This window comes from Luteimonas sp. A482 (assembly GCF_054072655.1).
Window position 1 is genome coordinate 208565 of record NZ_JBSVRO010000002.1, and the last position, 18206, is coordinate 226770.

Sequence of the window (18206 nt, forward strand, 5' to 3'; positions counted from 1 at the left end):
CGGGTCGGTCGACTTGGTGCCTATCTGATGTTCTCGGGTCGACACCTGTTCAATTTAACGTGCACCTTTCTCGTCAATCTTAAAGTCGTATGTCAAAACTTCTAATTTGGGATCTGGACGATACGCTTTGGCAGGGCACCCTGGCCGAAGGCGATGTGCCGATCCTCCATCAGTCAAGGATTGATGCGATCCGGCAGCTCAACGGTGCCGGTGTGGTCCACTCAATCTGCTCCAAGAACGATCGGCAGACGGCGAAATTCGAGCTCGAGCGGTTCGGCCTGTGGAACGAGTTTGTGTTCCCCGAAATCTCCTTCGAGCCCAAAGGCGAACTCGTCAAGCGCATCATCAGCGACATGCAGCTGCGCGCGCCCGACGTCGTGTTCATCGATGACAATGAGATGAACCTGCGCGAGGTGGAGTTCGTCAATCCGGGCATCCGCACGATCGACGCCAGGGGTGACGCGGCCGATGTGTTCCTCGCGGAACTGCTGGAGAAGACCAAGGGAATCAGCAAGTCGCGGATTCCGGAATACCGGATCCTCGAGCAGAAGCGTGCCGACCGCGAGACTGGCCAGTCATCGAACGAGGAGTTCTTGCGGTCGTGTGACATTGCCGTGGCCCTGGTGCGCAGGACCGACAACCTTCGATATGCGGGACGCATCGAGGAGCTGATCAACCGCACGAACCAGCTGAACTTCACCAAGTCGCGTGTCGAGCCGGGCTCGATGCCCGAATACATCATTGATGTAGCCCGAAACGAAACCTATTCGGTCTTCGTGTGGGACCGGTATGGCTATTACGGTCTCGTTGGTTTTGCGGCAGTTGAGAACAAGACGGTCCTGCGACACTTCCTGTTCTCGTGCAGGACCATGAACATGGGGGTCGAGAACGCCTTGGCATCGGTGCTCAAGAAGACCTTCAAGTCGGTCACGCCACCGGTCGAAGCCACCAAGCCAGACTGGATCAGATTGGTACAACCTGACTCCGAAGAATTTGCACAGAGGACGGGGGCAGAGTCGGAAGCAGGCACGCCGACGATCCGGGTAATGGCGAACTGCCAGTCCGGGGCCATCGCGCACTACATGGGCGGGCAGGACGTGGAGTTCGACAACTGGCCGCGAACGTTCAAGCTGGAGGACGCGCTGGGCCCCGGCCTGGGAGAGTCGCCGCAGCCGCTGCTGATCTATGGTGCGTTCTTCGACTACGACACGCGGTACTGGTCCAAGCCGCCGAGCGATGCGGTGTACCGGAGCGCGGTGGAGCGGCTGATTGTGTTGTCCAAGGAGACGGGGAGCCGGCTGATCGTGATCCTGCCTAAACCTGAGTTCAGCCAGGAACGCGCGGTGGACGGCATCACCTGCGAGCGCTTCGCCCGGCTCAACGCGATATGGAGCGAACTCTCGGGCCCTGCCGGACACGTGGAGCTTGTCCGGTTGGGCGTAGACGTGCCGCTGGGCGACGTGGTCGATCCGCGCCATTTCGACCGGACCACGCTCAAGCTCCTGGGTGAGCTGATGCGCGAGCGTGCCGGAGATTGCAGGGGGGGGCGTTGAGCGGGTGGGCGGTCGGGCCTGCCGGCACAGCCGGCGGCTCGAAGAGTCATTTCAGGCCTGACATCCAGGGACTGCGCGCGATTGCAGTCCTGCTGGTGCTGGTCTACCACGTGTGGCCCGGGATCCTGCCGGGCGGCTTCATTGGCGTGGACGTGTTCTTCGTTATTTCCGGGTTCCTGATCACCTCGCTGCTCAGGAGGGAACTGGAACTGCACGGGCGCATCGGGTTTGCCGACTTCTACGCGAGGCGGGTGAAGCGGCTGCTGCCCGCGGCGCTCGTGGTGCTGATGGCGATCCTGCTCGGAACACTGCTGTTTCTGCCTGTCACCAACTGGCGCTCGGTGAGCCATGAGGTGGCCGCAGCCGCGCTCTATGTCGAGAACTGGTGGCTGGTCCATCAGGCTGTCGATTACCTGGCGCTGGACGGCGCTGCGTCCCCCGTCCAGCATTTCTGGTCACTGTCGGTTGAAGAGCAGTTCTATTTCTTCTGGCCACTGCTGCTGGCGTCAGCCTGGTACGTCGGCCGCCGGCGCGGTGGGTTAGCCACCACCATCGGGCTGCTCGGCCTGGTGTTGTCGGCATCCCTCGTGTACTCGGTCTGGTCCGGTCTGGCCGGGAACTCGGCGGCCTATTTTTCGACGCTGTCGAGGGTCTGGCAGCTGGCCGCGGGCGGAATGCTTGTGTTTCTTCCTGTGCCTCGCGCCGCAACGGCATTCACGTGCCTGCTGGTCGGACTGGTTGCGATCGCCCTTTCCGGGGTGCTGCTTTCCGGTGAACTTCCTTATCCGGGATACCTTGCCCTGGGTCCGACGCTGGGAGCTGCGCTGGCGCTGTACGGCGGGGGTGCGTACGGGCGTAGCGTCGCGACGCGCTGGCTGGCGTCCAAGCCAGCTGGATTCATTGGCGACGTATCGTATTCGCTCTACCTGTGGCATTGGCCGCTGATCGTCTTTTACAAGGCGTGGGCAGGGGTCGACCCTGGGTGGCTGGATGGTCTGGCGCTGATGGCGGCTGCGCTGATACTGGCGGCCCTGACGAAGCGCTACGTGGAAGACCCGTTCCGCCGCGGGCATGGATCCGCGGCCCGATGGCGCACGATTGCGTCCGGCCTGGCGGCAAGCCTGCTGGTGGTGGTGGCAGCGTTGTGGATGGCGTCCGCGGTTGGCGAGGGCGACGAGCAGCAGCCGGCTGCGGAGGACTCCCGATACCCGGGCGCGATGGTGATGTTGCGCCAGGAGCCACTGCAGGATCCCTTGCCCGATGAGTTCCTGCCCAGGCTTCCGCACGTCGAGCAGGATGTCGCCGATGCCTACCAGCAGGACTGCATCCAGAACATTGGCGGTACCGAGGTCAAGCCATGCCGGTACGGGGATCCGGGGGCGCGGCTTCGCATTGCCGTCGTCGGGGATTCCCATGCCGTCCATTGGCTGCCTGCATTCGAACTGCTGGCACGCGATCATGACGTCTACATCGAAGGCCTGACCAAGACCAGCTGCATCACCTCCGGGCTGCCGGTCTACCACCAGAAGCTGACGAAGCCCTATGTGCAGTGCAATGCCTGGACGCGCAACGTCATCGACTACCTCAACAAGCAGCCGTTCGACCTTGTCGTGATCAGCCAGTCGCCAAGGCACCGCATTGCGGGGCGGCAGGGACGGAGCCCGCAGTCGCAGGCGGACGATATCGCACGCGGCATGGCCGATGTCTGGTCCGGGCTCCGCAAGGACACGAAGCTTGCGGTGATCCGGCCGACGCCCTGGCAGACCACGCTGGTACGCGACTGCGTGGCAAGCAATGAGCCGCCTTACGAAGCCTGCACGGGGGAACAGGACAAGGTGCTGTTCCACAATGCGCTATCCAGCTTCGCAGGGATTTCCGGTCATTCGCTTCTGGATTTCACCGACATGTTCTGCCGCGATGGCCGCTGCCCGCCTGTGATCGGCAACGTGTTCGTGTACCGCGATTCCCACCATGTCACGGCCAGCTACATGCGCACGCTGGCGCCGGTGCTCGCGCAGAGATTGGGGGTGCCGTTGCCCGCTCTTCGCGCACCCGGAACTTCGGCGCCCGGGCCTTCGGTCGTGGTGTCCAGGCCGTCGCCCGAACTGGCAGCGGCGGACCGGGACGATGCCTTCGCCCACGGCTGCTTGCAGCCGCTGAGGCATGCGACGCTCAAGGTGTGCCGGTACGGGTCGAAGCTGGAGTCGACGCGACTGCGCGTCGCCGTGGTTGGCGATGCGACAGGCGCCAATATCCTTCCAGCGCTGAAGGAAGGTGCGGTCGAGCGCGGTTGGCGCATCGAGACCTACCTCAAGGAAAGCTGCTTCTGGTCCGATAGACCCGTCTGGAACAGAAAGCTGCGCCGGCCCTACACCGAATGCACGTCCTGGAGCGCACGCGTGACACGGGCAGTGATTCAATCGCAGCCGGACCTTGTGCTGCTTGCGCAGTCACCTACATACACCGATGATCGTTCGCGCACGATCGAGTTGGCGACCCCGAGGTTGGCTGCTGGCTCCGCGTCACTGGTTCGAGAACTGCAGGATGCGGGGATCAAAGTGGTCGTGCTGAGGTCGCTTCCGGTGCTTTCCCAGAGCGTCCCGCAATGTCTGTTGATGCGCAGGGATCCTTCGATATGCGGAGACGATCGTGCAAGCAGCCTGCGGACAGGCGCGCTCGATCTGGTCGCTGCGGAGACGCCGGGGGTGGCGCAACTCGATCTGACCAGTGCGTTCTGCACCGATCGCAGATGCGAGCCGATCATCGATGGGGTGCTGGTCTATCGGGACGGCACCCAGCCCACCCGGACCTTCGCACGGACACTGGCGCCGGCCGTTGAAGCGCAACTGCTATCCGTGTCAGGCGCTGAACCGGCATTGGGGCGATGACGTGAAGCCTGCTGGCAAAGCGTTTATTCTTTGCGCCCGGTCAAAAACGACCCGTTCCGTATCCGAATACCCCGGAGTGTTTCCCATGAATCCCAAGTACCTTCTGGTTGCCCCGTTGGCCCTCGTCCTGGCGTTGTCCGGCTGCGGCCGAACGGATGCTCCGACGACCGGAGCGGCCACCGCGCCGGCAGCCGAGTCCGCGTCGCAGGCCCAGCCCGCCGCGAAGGCGGGGCGCGAGACCTTGGCCATTGGCGACGGGGTTGTCCTGCCCGGCGGCTTCTCGATGCGGTCCAGGTCGACGAGTGGCGAGGGTGCCGACGCATCGCATGTTGCGCGGGCAGAGTTCAGGGGGGCGCCGGCCGAAGCTGGAAACGCGCTTCGCAAGGTCCTTGTCGAGGCTGGTTATCAGCAAGCCAGCGCCACCGAGGATGCGGATGGCATCGCGACCCGCATTTTTCGGTCCGGGGATGGCGAGCGGGTCAGGGTCGTATTGATCCCGAAGGGTCCGGCCCTCCAGGTCGAACTGCAGGACGCGAATGCTGGTGGGCTTGCGACCTTCTACTGGCGGGACGGGGCAAGCTCGAACTGAGGACCCGGTTCGGCGCGGACGCTAGCCCGGTCTCGGAATGCGCCACCGGGGCAGCCTGCCGCGGTGCGCAGTACCGGGCTCAGCTGTTGCCGGGTGTTTGCTGGCCGAGGATCTCGACAATCCGCTGCGATGCCTTGCCGTCGCCATACGGGTTGGCAGAATTGGCCATCGTCCTATAGGCACCCGGGTCATCGAGCAGTTCGATGACGGCGCCTCTGATTCGCGAAGGATCAGTCCCCACCAGGCGGATCACGCCTGACTCCACGCCCTCGGGGCGTTCGGTGGAATCCCTCATTACGAGAACCGGTTTGCCGAGGGATGGCGCCTCTTCCTGGATCCCGCCCGAGTCGGTGAGGATCAGGTCGGCGCGCTGCATCAGGCGCACGAAAGGAAGGTAGTCCATGGGCTCGACGAGCGTGATGCCGGGAACGCCTGCAAGTGCACGCTGTGCCGGGACGCGGATGTTCGGGTTCGGGTGGACCGGGTAGACCACATCGACCCCGGAGCTCGCGATATCCCGCAGCGCGTCGCAGATTCGATCGAATCCCGCGCCGAAGTTCTCGCGGCGATGACTGGTGACCAGAACGAGCCCGCGATCGCCCGCGATGCCGGGCAACTGGGCATCCAGTTGCTGCTGAAGCACTGGGTCCGAGTCGATCCCTGCGGCAGCCTGCAGGATCGCATCCACTGCGGTATTGCCGGTGACGTGAACCTGCGCAGCCGGAATCCCTTCGTCCTGCAGGTTGCGGGCCGCCCTTGACGTCGGCGCGAAATGCAATTGCGCCAGCGGCGCCGTCAGCCGCCTGTTCATTTCCTCGGGGAAAGGCGATTGCATATCGTGTGTACGCAAGCCGGCCTCGATGTGCCCAACCGGGACACGTGCGTAAAAGGCGGCCATTGCCGCGGCCAGCGTCGTGGTCGTATCCCCGTGCACGAGTACAAGATCGGGTCGGTGCAACTGGATCACGTTGTGGACCCCCGCGAGCGCGCGCCCGAACAGGTCGGCTACGCCCTGGTCGGGCCGCATCAGGTCAAGGTCGACGTCGGGGTCGATCGCGAAGAACGACAGCACCTGATCGAGCATGCCGCGGTGCTGCGCGGTGACGACGACCGTCGCTTTCAGTCCCTGCGCCTGGCGTACGGCCTTGATGACGGGGGCCATCTTGATTGCTTCGGGCCGGGTGCCGAAGACGAACATCACCTGCTTGATTGCTGCCATCTCTCTGCTGTCGGAAGATCGCGGGTACGTTGGGTGGGGACGCCTTGTCTACAGCGCAGCTTCAAGCTGGGGCAGCAGCTGGAACAGATCCCCCACAAGCCCGATGTCCGCGATCTCGAAGATCGGTGCGTCCGCGTCCTTGTTGATCGCCACTATCATGCCGGCGTCCTTGATTCCCGTCAGATGCTGGATCGCACCGGAGATACCGACGGCCACGTACAGCTCCGGGGCGATGATCTTGCCGGTTTGCCCAACCTGCAGCTCGTTGGGCACGTAGCCTGCGTCGACCGCTGCGCGCGAAGCACCTACTGCCGCGCCAAGTCGGTCCGCGAGCTTGTAGATGACCTCGAAGTTTTCCTTCGATCCCACGCCGCGGCCGCCGGAGACCACCCGCTTGGCGCTCTGCAGGTCGGGGCGGTCGGATTTGGCCGCAGCCAGGCCAAGGTGCCGGGTATGGCTGGGCAGCGTGGCGTCCACGCTGACAGCCTCGACCGCCGCGCTGCCACCCTTGCCGGCCTCCGGCCAGGATGCGGTGCGGACCGTCGCTACGACCGTGCGGTCGGCCGGTGCGCGCACGGTGATGATCGCGTTGCCGGCGTAGATCGGGCGCTTGAACTCATGCGGGCCCTCGACCGCCATCAGGTCCGAAACCTGCGCGACACCCAGTAGCGCGGCGATGCAGGGTGCGAGGTCCTTGCCGAACGTCGTGCTGGGCAGGAATACGTGGCTGTACCCCTCGGCCAGCTTCACTACCTGCGGCGCCAGGATTTGGGCGACGGGCTGCGCGTTGGCATCGTTGGCGACGGCGAGCACCTTCGACACGCCGGCAACCTGGGCAGCCTCGGCGGCAACGACGGACGGATCGGCCGCGAACACGGCCACATCGATCGCCTCGGGCGATAGCGCTTGCGCAGCACTCACCGTCCGTGCGGTGGAGGCATTGAGCTTGCCGCCGAGGTGTTCGGCGACGATGAGGATTCTGGACATGGGATGTGCTCCTGGCCGTTTCCCGCAGAATCGGGAATCCGGTGCCTTTGATGGGGTAAGTCGCTGGGTCCGCCTGGGCGGCAGCGACAAGGGTTACAGCAGTCCTTTTTCCTTCAGCGCCGCGACCAGCTCCGCCGCGTCCTTGACCATCACGCCCTTGCTGCGCCCGCCGGGCGCGGCGTAGGCGGTCGTCTCGAGAAAATCGCCCGACTCCACGCCCAGGTCGTCCAGCTGCAGTGTTTCCATCGGCTTGCTCTTGGCCTTCATGATGTCGGGCAGCTTGATGAAGCGCGGCTCGTTGAGGCGCAGGTCGGTGGTCACCACCGCCGGCAGGTCGACTTCAAGTGTCTCGAGACCTGCATCGACCTCGCGCACCACCGTCGCCTTGCCGTTGGCGATATCGAGCTTGGAGGCGAAGGTCGCCTGTGGGCGGCCCCACAGCGTGGCAAGCATCTGCCCGGTCTGGTTGGCATCGTCGTCGATCGCCTGCTTGCCCAGGATCACCAGGTCCGGCTGCTCCTTCTCGACGAGCTTGAGCAGCGTGCGGGCGGCGGTCAGCGGCTGGATGGCGCGGTCGGTGACCACATGGATCGCGCGGTTTGCGCCCATCGCCAAGCCGTTGCGCAGGTGAGCGGCGGCATCAGCGGGGGCGATGGTCACGACGACGACTTCGGTCGCAATCCCCTTGTCGCGCAGGCGCAGTGCCTCCTCGAGCGCGATCTCGTCGAAGGGATTGGCCGACAGCTTGACACCTTCGGTGACCACGCCGGAGCCGTCCGGCTTGACCTGGATGCGGACGTTGAAGTCCACCACGCGCTTGTAGGCAACGAGGATCTTCATGGAAAGGGAGTCCTTGGGGAGGCGGGGCGACAGAGCGCCGAATGCGTCCGATTTTACCGGTCCTCGCGATGCGATGCGAACAGACGGAACGCGCGCCCCCTGGCTTGCGGGCCAGTCCCCGGGTAGCCAGTCACCGGGCGCTGGATGCGAGAATCGGACCCTGTGCACCCCCGTAGGTCCCGGAGCAAGCCTTGCGGATCCTGTTGATTGCCTATGAATTCCCGCCTGGCCCTTCCCCGCAGTCGCTGCGCTGGTCCCGACTGGCGCGTGAGCTGGTCCGGCACGAAGCGAAGGTCCTCGTACTGACGGTCAGGCGCGATGGTGAGCGCGTTCGACTGCCGCTGCCCGAGGGACTGGTTGTCGAGCGCACCCCCCCGGGCGCGGCATCGGGCCTGGTCGCGCACCTTCAATCGAGGCACGTCAGCGAATCCACGGCATCGCCGGAAACCATGGTCGCGGGGCCGCGGCCAGTCGACACGGCGCTGGCACCTGCCCCGGACAGCATGCTGAACTGGAAAGGACGCTTGGTGGCGCGCCTTGATCGGGTCGTCGGGGCGTTCACGTTTCCAGATGCATTCGGACAGTGGGAGGTGGCCGCGCGCCTGCGGTTGCGGCAACTGCTGGAAGAGTTCCGCCCGGACGTGGTGATCAGCTCCCACGAACCGGCCACGACATTGCGGCTGGGTCGCATGGCGCGCGAGCTGGGCTTCGCGTGGCTTGCAGACCTTGGGGATCCGGTCCTGTCGACCTATACACCGGCAAGGTGGCGCTGGCGGGCGCGTCGGGTCGAAGCATGGACCTGCAGGAATGCAGGTCATGTCACCGTGACGACGGCAACGACGAAGGCGATGCTGGCAGCGCGCCATGGTGTCGATGCGACGCGCTTCAGCGTTTTGCCGCAAGGCTACGATAGCCTGGAGACGGCCGCGGCCCCGGCCGCCTCACCCGTGTCGTTCGACGCGGGGACGCTTGAGCTGGTGTACACGGGCAGCTTCTACGCATTCAGGCATCCACGCGCACTCGTCGAGGCCGTGCTCGAGTGCGAGGGAGTGAGGCTGACCGTCGCCACCCGCACCCCGCCGGCCTGGTTGCACGAAGTGTCCGCGGCGTATCCGGACAAGCTGCGTCTGACAGGTTTCCTGACCCATCCACAGGCGCTGGCACTGCAGCGTGGCTCGGACATCCTGGTCAATATCGCGAACGATGACGAGGTGCAGGTCCCCGGCAAACTGTTTGAGTACATCGGTGCGACGCGCCCGATCCTTCACATCGGCGGGGGCGCGGACGTCGCGGCAATGCTCCACGGACGACGTCGGGGCATCGTGGCCGCCGATCGCACCGATGCGGTGGTGGAGACGCTGCGGCAACTCCTGCAGTTCAAGCGCGATGGCGACCTGGCAACACGGTTCGACCTGCGCCCCGGGCTCTTTCCCGAATACGAGTGGACCGATATCGGGCGGCGGCTCTTCGAGATCGTGCGCGGGCTGGCGAAGTCTTCGTAGCGGCACTGGGGGCGACGCATTGCCGGCCAGGCATTGCCCTAAGGTACGTGGCACGATCATCCTCGCTGGGTAGAATCGTGGCATTCGCGCATACAGAGGCAGCCATGGCGACATCCAAGCACTTCCCAGACGCCCGCACGGCGCTCGAAGATCTCGTGGCCGACGGCCAGACCCTCGCCGTCGGCGGTTTCGGTCTGTGCGGCATCCCCGAGGCCCTGATCGCCGCGCTGCGGGATTCCGCGGCCCGGGACTTGACCGTGATCTCCAACAACGCCGGCGTCGACGGCTTCGGCCTCGGCCAACTGCTGGAAACCCGCCAGATCCGCAAGATGATTTCCTCCTACGTGGGCGAGAACAAGGAGTTCGAGCGCCAGTACCTGGGCGGTGAGCTGGAGCTGGAGTTCAACCCGCAGGGGACGCTGGCCGAGCGGTTGCGTGCTGGCGGGGCGGGGATCCCGGCCTTCTTCACCCGGACCGGCTACGGCACGGTGGTGGCGGAGGGCAAGGAAACCCGCCAATTCGGCGAGCACTGGTACGTGATGGAAACCGCGCTGGTGGCCGACGTTGCGCTGGTCAAGGCGTGGAAGGCCGACGAGGCGGGCAACCTGGTCTTTCGCAAGACCGCGCGCAACTTCAACCCCGCCTGTGCGATGGCTGGCAAGGTCTGCGTGGTTGAGGTCGAGGAGATCGTCCCGACCGGCAGTATCGATCCCGACCACGTGCACCTGCCCGGCATCTATGTCGACCGCATCGTGGTCAATCCCAACCCCGAGAAGCGCATCGAGCAGCGCACCGTGCGAGGAGCGAACTGATGGCCTGGACCCGCGACCAGATGGCGCAGCGCGCCGCACAGGAATTGACCGATGGCGCCTACGTGAACCTCGGTATCGGCCTGCCGACGCTGGTGGCCAACTACATCCCCGATGGCGTGGACGTCTGGCTGCAGTCGGAAAACGGCCTCCTGGGAATCGGCCCGTTCCCGGGTGAGGACGAGGTCGACGCCGACCTGATCAACGCCGGCAAGCAGACTGTCACCGCGCGCAAGGGCGCCAGCTACTTCGGCAGCCACGACTCTTTCGGGATGATCCGTGGCGGCCACATCGACTTGGCCATCCTCGGCGCGATGCAGGTCACCGACAAGGGCGACCTGGCCAACTGGATGGTCCCCGGCAAGATGGTCAAGGGCATGGGCGGGGCGATGGACCTGGTGGCCGGGGTCAAGCGCGTGGTCGTGCTGATGGAACATACGGCGAAGAACGGCGAGCACAAGATCTTGCCCGAATGCAGCCTGCCGCTGACCGGTGTAGGAGTAGTGACCCGGGTGATTACCGACCTGGGCGTGTTCGATGTCACATCTTCAGGGCTGCGGGTGCTCGAAATGGCCCCGGACGTCACGCGGGATGTGCTGATCCAGAGGACCGGGGTGCCACTCCTGTCCGCTTGAGCATGGCTTCAGTCCCGGTTTAGGCTGGCCGCCGCGTTTTGTCGTTCCGGCGTGAGAGAGAACCTGATCTGCAGTGCCGTTTCAAAGACTTGAAGCGGCCCTGTCGCTGCGCGAACGACCATGGCAACTCCACCGCAGCGCTCCTTTCGGCTTCCGGTCGGGGCAGCGCTGGCTTATGCTGCAAGACTCTCCGCGGGGGGCGGGGCCTATTTCCATACTCGGGATTGCGACATGCGCAAACATTTGCTGGGACTGATGCTGATCACCGGCATGGCCGGCTGCACTTCGGAGTCGGACATCGTCCCGGCAAGCGGAACGGCGGACAGCGTCGGACTGGCCAACCCGGACACCGCACCGACAGCCGCGTCGCTGGCCGCGATGCGGGAGTCCACCGCAAGCTTCGCCGCGCTGCCCGATCGGGGCGAACTGCTGGCCTACGGTGGCGCGCGCAAGGCGCGGACCTCAGGCGCGTATACCTGGCACCCGGTGGCGATCAGCGAAGAACATGCGCTGAACGCGATCGGTAGCGGGCGCCTGGTGCTCAACACCCCCGACGGCCAAGCCTTGGATCTCCAGTACGAACGGCACGAAGAGCAGCCTGACGGCAACTGGACATGGATCGGCCGCAGCGACGATGGCACGAGCGCAGTCCTTACGTTCGGCGAGAAGGCCGTGTTCGGCATGATCAACGGCGATGACGCGCATTATCGCGTACGCACCGATCGCTCTGGCGCCTGGGTGGTGGCCACCGATCCGCGCCTGGTGGCGGCCAATGGAGGCCGGCCGAAGGACGGCAACGACGTTCTCATGCCGCCGGAGAGCCGCGCATTGGCGGCCGCGGTGTCACGCCATCTGGACTCCAAATCGATGGCCACCAGCGACGCTATTCCCAACAAGGCGACCGCTGTAGTTGACGTCCTCATCGGTTACTCCAGCACGATTGCCAGCGAGCTCGGCAGCCAGGCGGCTGCGATCACCCTGATGAGCAATCTGGCGGCTGCCGCGAACGCTGCCTACGCCAACAGCGGCGTGAACATGCGCTTGCGCCTGGTGCATGCCATGTCCGTCAGCTATGCGGACAACACCCGTAACCGCGACGCGCTGCAGCAGCTCACCGGCTACAACGTCGACACCCAGCAGCCGGTCACGCCAAACGCGGCCTTCAATGCACTGCGTGCCGCGCGCAACGAGTATGGCGCGGACCTTGTGGCCTTCGTTCGGCGCTACCGGGAACCCGAGCAGGACGGTTGCGGTATCGCCTGGCTGCTGGGAATGGACCAGTCGGGCATCTCCACTGCCGATGAGGCATTCGGGTACGCCGTCGTCAGCGATGGGTCCGACCGCGACGAAGGCGACAACAACACCTACTTCTGCAGTCAGTTTTCGCTGGCGCACGAGCTCGGCCACCTGATGGGCCAGGCCCATGACCGCGACAACGCGACGGATGCTGGCGTGCACAGCTACTCGTACGGCTACCGTGAAGCGTCCCCGACCGGGTTCTTCACGATCATGGCGTATCCCTCCGGGAACGCCCAGATTGAAGCGCCGTATTTCGCCAACCCCGCGGTGCGCTTCAGCAATCGTCCGACCGGAACCTCGACTACCGACAACGTTCGCAGCATGAATAGCACCATGCCGATCGTCGCTCGTTTCAGGAATACCGTGGTTCCAATGGTGAACGCCTACAGCGACTTCAACGGCGATGGTCTGTCCGACGTTGTCTGGAGGAACAACTCCAGTGGCCAGAACCAGCTGTGGGCTTCGCCGGGCTTCGGTAGTCAGGCGTTGACCGGAGCGGACTCCACCTGGCTGCACGCCGGGATTGGTGACTTCAATGGCGACGGCATGAGTGATCTTGTCTGGAGGCGGGGCACCACCACCCTGATCTGGTATTCGGGCAATTCCAACACACGAGCTACCCTGACCAGCCTGGCCGCACAATGGCAGATCAGCGGGGTGGGTGACCTCAATGGTGATGGCAAGGACGACCTGGTCCTGCGCGACTCGCGGACCAGTGGACTGATCGTCTGGTACTCGGCCAATTCCGCGACGCGGAAAAGCTTGTCTCCCGTCAACAGTACGTGGGCATTGGCGGCAGTCGCCGACCTGGATGGGGACGGCAAGGATGATCTACTGTGGCGATCCAATACGGGCGCCAACATGGTCTGGTCCGCCGGTGAGTATGCGCAGCGCAGGAGCTTGGCCGCTCTGGTGCCGACGTGGAGCTTGGCTGCCTCGGGAGATCTCGATGGCGATGGGAAGGCAGACCTGATCTGGAGGCACGCCGCGAATGGCGCCAGCGTTGTCTGGCGAGCCGGAAACTTGAACACCCGCTGGTCGCTGTCGAGCCTCGATTCAACCTGGACGATCGCCGCGGTGGCTGACTACAACGGGGACGGTCGCGACGATGTGCTCTGGCGCAGGAACACTGGCGCTAATGTCGTCTGGTTTTCAGGGAATGTATCGACCCGCACCTCTCTGCCGGTTGCCCCGGGTGGCAGCTGGAGAGTGCTCAGGTAGAGGCGGGGACGTCCCCAATCCGAGTGGATGATGCGCTGGAATGCCAGCGCATCGTTGCCATCACGGTGGGTTTTGCGTGGGCGGATCCGTTGCAGGCAGGGCCGTGCTCAAGGGGCCGGGCTAGGTCTTTGCTGCAATCTCAGTCGTCCTGCTCGGGCTGTGTCTGTTCACCCGACCAGCGAAGTTTCGTCAAAATGCAATCCGCACTCCCGCTTCAATCCAAAGAAGCGTGTGGCCTCTTCGCTGACCCCATCCGACAGCGGTCGCGTCGTATGCACATCCCCGATCGAGACGTAGCCCTGATCCCATAGCGGGTGGTAGGGCAGGCCGTGGCGGGACAGGTACTGGCCGACATCGCGGTCGCTCCAGTCGGCGATCGGGTGCAGCTTCCAGCGGCCGTCCTTGCGCTCGAGGAAGTCGATGCCGGCGCGGCTGCGGCTCTGGCTGCGGCGCAGGCCGGCGATCCAGGTGCCGACGCCGAGTTCGGCCAAGGCGCGCTGCATGGGCTCGACCTTGCGCAGGCGGTTGTAGCGGGTGATGCCGTCCGCACCTTCTTCCCAGATGCGGCCCATGCGGGCTTCCATCCAGGCGACGCCGATCTGCGGGCGGTAGACCTTGAGGTTGAGTCCGAGCTGGTCCGTCATCTCGTCGATGAAGCGGTAGGTTTCGGGAAACAGGTAGCCGGTATCGATCACGATGACCGGGAGGTCGGCGCGCTGGCGGGTGGTCATGTGCAGCGAGACCGCGGCCTGGGCGCCGAAGCTCGACGACAGGGCGTGGGAGCCGGGCAGGGTGTGCAGGGCCCATTCCAGGCGCTCTTCGGCGCGGCGACCGCCGAGCCAGCGGTTGAGTTCGGCAAGCGCCTGCGGCGATTCGGCGGCGGCGGCGGGCGTGGGCAGGTTCATGCGGGCTCTTCCAGGAGCGTGCTGGCGATCGGACCGCGGCGGCGATCCTTCTCGGGGATATCGACCACGTCGGTGCGCAGCAGGAAATCGCCGAAACCCTCGCCAGGCAGTCGCGAATCCGCGTAGCTCGCGAACAGCGGCTGGAGCGCGGCGAGGATTTCCGCTTCGGTGATGTTTTCGCGGTACAGCGTGTTCAGGCGCTGGCCGCGATGGTCGGCGCCGAGCATCAGGTTGTAGCGGCCCGGTGCCTTGCCCACCAGCGCGATCTCGCCCAGGTAGGGGCGCGAGCAGCCGTTTGGGCAGCCCGAGACGCGCAGCAGGATCGGCGCTTCGGCCAGGCCGTGCGCTTCGAGCAGCGGCTGCAGCTTCGCGGTGAGGTCGGGCATGTAGCGTTCGGCCTCGGCCATGGCGAGCGCGCAGGTTGGCAGCGCGACGCAGGCCACGGCGCTGCGCGCCAGTGCGGTGGGCGCGCGGTTCTCGGCGTCCAGCGCGTGCTGTACGACCAGGGCCTCGATGCGCGCGCGCTCGTTCGCCGGGACGCCGGCGATGATCAGGTTCTGCGTTGCAGTGAGGCGGAACTCGCCCTGGTGGATGCGCGCAATCTCGCGCAGTCCGCTCAGGTGCGGGGCGCCGGGCCGGTCGGCGATGCGGCCCGACGGCAGCGACAGGGTCAGGTGCCAGCGCCCGTCATCGCCCTCGACCCAGCCGAAGCGGTCGCCGTTGTGGTCGAAATGGAAGGCACGCGCAGGCTCCAGGCGGAAGCCGGCGCGCTGCTCCATCTGCGCCACGATGGCGTCCAGGCCATGGTCGTCGATGGTGTACTTGAAGCGCGCGTGCTTGCGCTCGATGCGGTCGCCGAGGTCGCGCTGCACGGTGACCGCCGCCTTCGCGATCTCGAGCACGCGCTCGGGCGGCACGAAGCCGATGACGTTGGCCAGGCGCGGATAGGTCTTGGGATCGCCGTGGCTCGCGCCCATGCCGCCGCCGATGGCAACGTTGAAGCCGGCCAGCTGGCCGCTGTCGTCGACGATGGCGATCAGGCCGAAGTCGTTGGCGAACACGTCCACGTCGTTGAGCGGCGGCACCGCCACGGCCATCTTGAACTTGCGCGGCAGATAGGCGGCGCCATAGATCGGGTCTTCCTCGATGCCGCTGTCGGCCAGCTTTTCCTGGTCCAGCCAGATCTCGTAATAGGCGCGCGTCCTGGGCAGGAAGGCTTCGGACAGATGCTGCGCCCATTCGTGCACCTGCGCGTGCAGCTGCGACTGCAGCGGGTTGCTCGCGCCCAGCACGTTGCGGTTGACGTCGCCGCAGGCCGAGACGGTGTCGAGTGCGGCGGCATTGATCGCCTGCATCGTCGCCTTCAGCTCACGCTTGATCACGCCGTGGAACTGGAAGGTCTGCCGGGTGGTGACGCGCAGCGAGTCGTTGGCCCAGGTGGTGGCGACGGCGTCGAGCTTGAGCCACTGCTCCGGGGTGAACACGCCGCCCGGCGCGCGGATGCGGATCATGAACTGGTGCGCGGGTTCGAGCTTCTGGCGGCGGCGCTCGTCGCGGATGTCGCGATCGTCCTGCTGGTAGCTGCCGTGGAACTTGACCAGGCGCTGGTCCTCGAACGACAGCGAGGCGGTGACCGGATCGGCCATGCCTTCGAGCAGCGTCCCTCGCAGGCTGCGGCTGCTGGTCTTGATGTCTTCGACGGAAGGATGGCTCATGGTCTGGCGGAACTCTGGCTTGCTTGCTCCCTCCCCCGCTTGCGGGGGAGGGCCGGGGTGGGGGCACCTTCCCCCGCAGGCGGGGGAAGGGATGGCATCGGGTCAGTACACATCGCGGCCGTAGCGGCCTTCGGCCTGGAGGCGGGTGAGGTAATCGGCGGCCGCCTCGGCATCGCCACCGTTGTGCGCGGCGACGATGTCCAGCAGCGCGGCGTGCACGTCCTTGCCCATCGCGATCGCGCCGCACACGTACAGATGCGCGCCGCCCTGCAGCCACTCAAAGACGTCGCGGCCCTGCTCACGCAGCCGGTCCTGCACGTAGACCTTGGCCGCCTGGTCGCGCGAGAAGGCCAGGTCCAGCCGGTGCAACTCCTTGCGCTGCAGCGCGTCCTGCCACTCGACCTGGTAGAGGAAGCCGGTGTTGAAGTGGCGCGCGCCGAAGAACAGCCAGTTGCGCCCGCCCGCGCCGGTTTCCGCACGCTCCTGCACGAAGCCGCGGAACGGCGCCACGCCCGTTCCCGGGCCGATCATGATGATGTCGCGCGACGGATCGGACGGAACCCGGAAGCGCTCATTGGGTTCGATGTAGACCGGCACCTGGCCGGCGTCCTCCAGCGCGGAGAGGAAGCCGCTGGCCGCGCCGATGTGTTCGTGGCCGTGGGCGCTGTAGGCCACCACGTCCAGGGTCAGGTGCGCTTCCTCGCCGACGCGCTTGCGGCTGGAGGCGATGGAGTACAGCCGCTGCGCCTGCGGCCGCAGCGCCGCCAGCAGCGAGGCGCCATCCCAGTCCGCGGGCCAGCGGCGCAGCACGTCGGCGAGCTGGTGGTCGGCCAGCAGCGCGGCGAAGCCAGGGTTGCCGGGTTCGAGCAGCTGGCGCAGGTCGGCCGCGCCGGAGCGTTCGGCCAGCGCGGCCAGGAACGGCCGCGACAGCCGGCTGAGCTCGCGCCGGGTCGCCAGCCATTCGGCAAGCGGCAGGCTTTCGCCGTCCAGGCTGATGGCGGCATCGCCGCCAAGGCGGGCGGCCTCCAGCGCCGGCACGACCAGCGCCTCGGGGTTGCGATGGCGGATGCCGAGCGAGTCGCCGGGCTCGTAGGCCAGGCCCGAACCGTCCAGCGACAGCTCGATATGGCGCACGTCCTTGTCGACCGTGCCGTAGCGGCGGAAACCGGTGCCGCGGAACTCGCGCCCGCTGAGCGACTGGTTGGCCAGCACTTCGGCCGGGAACGGGCGCTCGTGCGACCAGCTCGCCGCCGGCCGCAGCGGGGTGACGGTGGCCATATGCGCCGCGGTGGCGGTTGGCGCGGACTTGAGGTGTTCGCGCGCCTGCTCCAGCGCGAGCTCGCGCCAAGGCCCGGCAATGGTGTCGATGTCGAGGTCGGCCAGGCCCGGGTCGGCCACGCGCTGCGCGCCCAGTTCGGCCAGGCGCGCGTCGATGCGGCAGGCAATGCCGCAGAAATCGGCGTAGCTGGTGTCGCCGAGGCCGAGCACGGCGAACTTCAGCTCGGGCAGCTTCGGCGCGCGCCGGCCCTGCAGGAACTCGACGAAGCCGATCGCGTCGTCCGGCGGATCGCCTTCGCCCTGTGTGCTGATCACCACGTAGAGCAGGCGCTCGCCGGCGAGTTCGCGGGTGGCGTAGGCATCGGTGCGCACCAGGCGGGCGGGCAGGCCGGCGGCCTGCACCTTCTCGAGCAGCGCCTCGGCCGCGCGGCGGGCATTGCCGGTCTGGCTGCCGTAGAGGATGGTCAGCCGCGGGCTGTCCGCTGCATCCGCGCGCGGCGCTGCGGCGGATGCGGGGGCGAGCAGGGCGCCGCGGCTGGCCAGGCCGGCGGCATATCCGGACAGCCACCACAGCCCGGCGGGCTCCAGCCCCTGGGTGAGGCGGAACAGCGCATCGGCCGTGTCCTGGGGAAACGGCAGTGCAGGCAGTGCGGCGGGTGCGGACATCCTCGCGTGGGTCCTTCTTGACTGTGCGCCACAGGCTAGGCGTGTGCAGACAGGGCCGGAAAGGATCGACGGTTATGCAGTCATGCCCTGCGGTGATTTA

At 66.1% G+C, this 18206-nt stretch carries 13 protein-coding genes; 7 read left to right on the top strand and 6 right to left on the bottom strand.

Annotated elements, in window-relative coordinates:
• Positions 1-89: 89 nt before the first annotated feature.
• The 3 genes from ACW5DW_RS09600 to ACW5DW_RS09610 all read left to right on the top strand — a co-directional run bounded on the left by ACW5DW_RS09600 (position 90) and on the right by ACW5DW_RS09610 (position 5030).
• Positions 90-1553 carry a hypothetical protein gene (locus tag ACW5DW_RS09600; protein ID WP_457018620.1) on the top strand — a complete coding sequence of 488 codons (1464 nt, stop codon included), beginning with the start codon at positions 90-92 and terminating at the stop codon, positions 1551-1553.
• Positions 1550-4441 carry an acyltransferase family protein gene (locus ACW5DW_RS09605; protein ID WP_457018621.1) on the top strand — a complete coding sequence of 964 codons (2892 nt, stop codon included), beginning with the start codon at positions 1550-1552 and terminating at the stop codon, positions 4439-4441. The genes ACW5DW_RS09600 and ACW5DW_RS09605 overlap by 4 nt, the downstream gene beginning before the upstream one ends.
• 85 nt (positions 4442-4526) lie before the next feature.
• Positions 4527-5030, top strand: coding sequence for a hypothetical protein (locus ACW5DW_RS09610; protein ID WP_457018622.1), 504 nt, complete (start codon positions 4527-4529; stop codon positions 5028-5030).
• Positions 5031-5109: 79 nt separating this feature from the next.
• Here ACW5DW_RS09610 and wecB read toward each other — a convergent pair whose 3' ends face one another.
• The 3 genes from wecB to ACW5DW_RS09625 form a co-directional block, all read right to left on the bottom strand.
• Positions 5110-6249 (bottom strand): non-hydrolyzing UDP-N-acetylglucosamine 2-epimerase, encoded by a 1140-nt coding sequence (gene wecB, locus ACW5DW_RS09615; RefSeq protein ID WP_457018623.1) that lies wholly within the window; start codon positions 6247-6249, stop codon positions 5110-5112.
• A gap of 48 nt (positions 6250-6297) precedes the next feature.
• Complete coding sequence (locus tag ACW5DW_RS09620; RefSeq protein WP_457018624.1) at positions 6298-7236, bottom strand: electron transfer flavoprotein subunit alpha/FixB family protein; 939 nt, start codon at positions 7234-7236, stop codon at positions 6298-6300.
• A 93-nt stretch (positions 7237-7329) separates the two neighbouring features.
• A complete protein-coding gene (locus tag ACW5DW_RS09625) occupies positions 7330-8076 on the bottom strand; it encodes an electron transfer flavoprotein subunit beta/FixA family protein (RefSeq protein WP_457018625.1) in 747 nt (248 codons plus the stop codon).
• A 191-nt stretch (positions 8077-8267) separates the two neighbouring features.
• On the opposite strand from ACW5DW_RS09625, the gene ACW5DW_RS09630 reads away from it, so the two are divergent.
• The 4 genes from ACW5DW_RS09630 to ACW5DW_RS09645 all read left to right on the top strand — a co-directional run bounded on the left by ACW5DW_RS09630 (position 8268) and on the right by ACW5DW_RS09645 (position 13542).
• Positions 8268-9578 carry a glycosyltransferase gene (locus tag ACW5DW_RS09630; protein ID WP_457018626.1) on the top strand — a complete coding sequence of 437 codons (1311 nt, stop codon included), beginning with the start codon at positions 8268-8270 and terminating at the stop codon, positions 9576-9578.
• Between the two features lie 104 nt (positions 9579-9682).
• On the top strand, positions 9683-10390 hold the full coding sequence (locus ACW5DW_RS09635) for a CoA transferase subunit A (RefSeq protein WP_457018627.1): 708 nt from the start codon (positions 9683-9685) through the stop codon (positions 10388-10390).
• The gene (locus ACW5DW_RS09640; protein ID WP_457018628.1) at positions 10390-11022 is read left to right on the top strand and encodes a CoA transferase subunit B; all 633 of its coding nucleotides are present in this window, start codon (positions 10390-10392) and stop codon (positions 11020-11022) included. Before ACW5DW_RS09635 ends, ACW5DW_RS09640 begins: the two co-directional genes overlap by 1 nt.
• 231 nt (positions 11023-11253) lie before the next feature.
• Positions 11254-13542, top strand: a complete 2289-nt coding sequence (locus tag ACW5DW_RS09645) for an FG-GAP-like repeat-containing protein (protein WP_457018629.1) — start codon at positions 11254-11256, stop codon at positions 13540-13542.
• 167 nt (positions 13543-13709) lie between these two features.
• Here ACW5DW_RS09645 and ACW5DW_RS09650 read toward each other — a convergent pair whose 3' ends face one another.
• From ACW5DW_RS09650 to ACW5DW_RS09660, 3 genes are all read right to left on the bottom strand, one after another.
• A complete protein-coding gene (locus ACW5DW_RS09650; RefSeq protein ID WP_457018630.1) occupies positions 13710-14447 on the bottom strand; it encodes a phosphoadenylyl-sulfate reductase in 738 nt (245 codons plus the stop codon).
• Entirely contained in the window at positions 14444-16162 is a 1719-nt protein-coding gene (gene cysI / locus ACW5DW_RS09655) for an assimilatory sulfite reductase (NADPH) hemoprotein subunit (protein WP_457018631.1), read from the bottom strand. The genes ACW5DW_RS09650 and cysI overlap by 4 nt, the downstream gene beginning before the upstream one ends.
• 102 nt (positions 16163-16264) lie before the next feature.
• A complete protein-coding gene (locus ACW5DW_RS09660) occupies positions 16265-18106 on the bottom strand; it encodes an assimilatory sulfite reductase (NADPH) flavoprotein subunit (protein ID WP_457018632.1) in 1842 nt (613 codons plus the stop codon).
• Between the last annotated feature and the right edge of the window lie 100 nt (positions 18107-18206).

What these genes read in the sequence shown, in the direction of transcription:
- ACW5DW_RS09600 (WP_457018620.1), top strand. Translation starts at nt 90, where the DNA reads ATGTCAAAACTTCTAATTTGGGATCTGGACGATACGCTTTGGCAGGGC.
- ACW5DW_RS09610 (WP_457018622.1), top strand. Translation starts at nt 4,527, where the DNA reads ATGAATCCCAAGTACCTTCTGGTTGCCCCGTTGGCCCTCGTCCTGGCG.
- wecB (WP_457018623.1), bottom strand. Translation starts at nt 6,249, where the DNA reads ATGGCAGCAATCAAGCAGGTGATGTTCGTCTTCGGCACCCGGCCCGAA.
- ACW5DW_RS09620 (WP_457018624.1), bottom strand. Translation starts at nt 7,236, where the DNA reads ATGTCCAGAATCCTCATCGTCGCCGAACACCTCGGCGGCAAGCTCAAT.
- ACW5DW_RS09625 (WP_457018625.1), bottom strand. Translation starts at nt 8,076, where the DNA reads ATGAAGATCCTCGTTGCCTACAAGCGCGTGGTGGACTTCAACGTCCGC.
- ACW5DW_RS09635 (WP_457018627.1), top strand. Translation starts at nt 9,683, where the DNA reads ATGGCGACATCCAAGCACTTCCCAGACGCCCGCACGGCGCTCGAAGAT.
- ACW5DW_RS09640 (WP_457018628.1), top strand. Translation starts at nt 10,390, where the DNA reads ATGGCCTGGACCCGCGACCAGATGGCGCAGCGCGCCGCACAGGAATTG.
- ACW5DW_RS09645 (WP_457018629.1), top strand. Translation starts at nt 11,254, where the DNA reads ATGCGCAAACATTTGCTGGGACTGATGCTGATCACCGGCATGGCCGGC.
- ACW5DW_RS09650 (WP_457018630.1), bottom strand. Translation starts at nt 14,447, where the DNA reads ATGAACCTGCCCACGCCCGCCGCCGCCGCCGAATCGCCGCAGGCGCTT.
- cysI (WP_457018631.1), bottom strand. Translation starts at nt 16,162, where the DNA reads ATGAGCCATCCTTCCGTCGAAGACATCAAGACCAGCAGCCGCAGCCTG.
- ACW5DW_RS09660 (WP_457018632.1), bottom strand. Translation starts at nt 18,106, where the DNA reads ATGTCCGCACCCGCCGCACTGCCTGCACTGCCGTTTCCCCAGGACACG.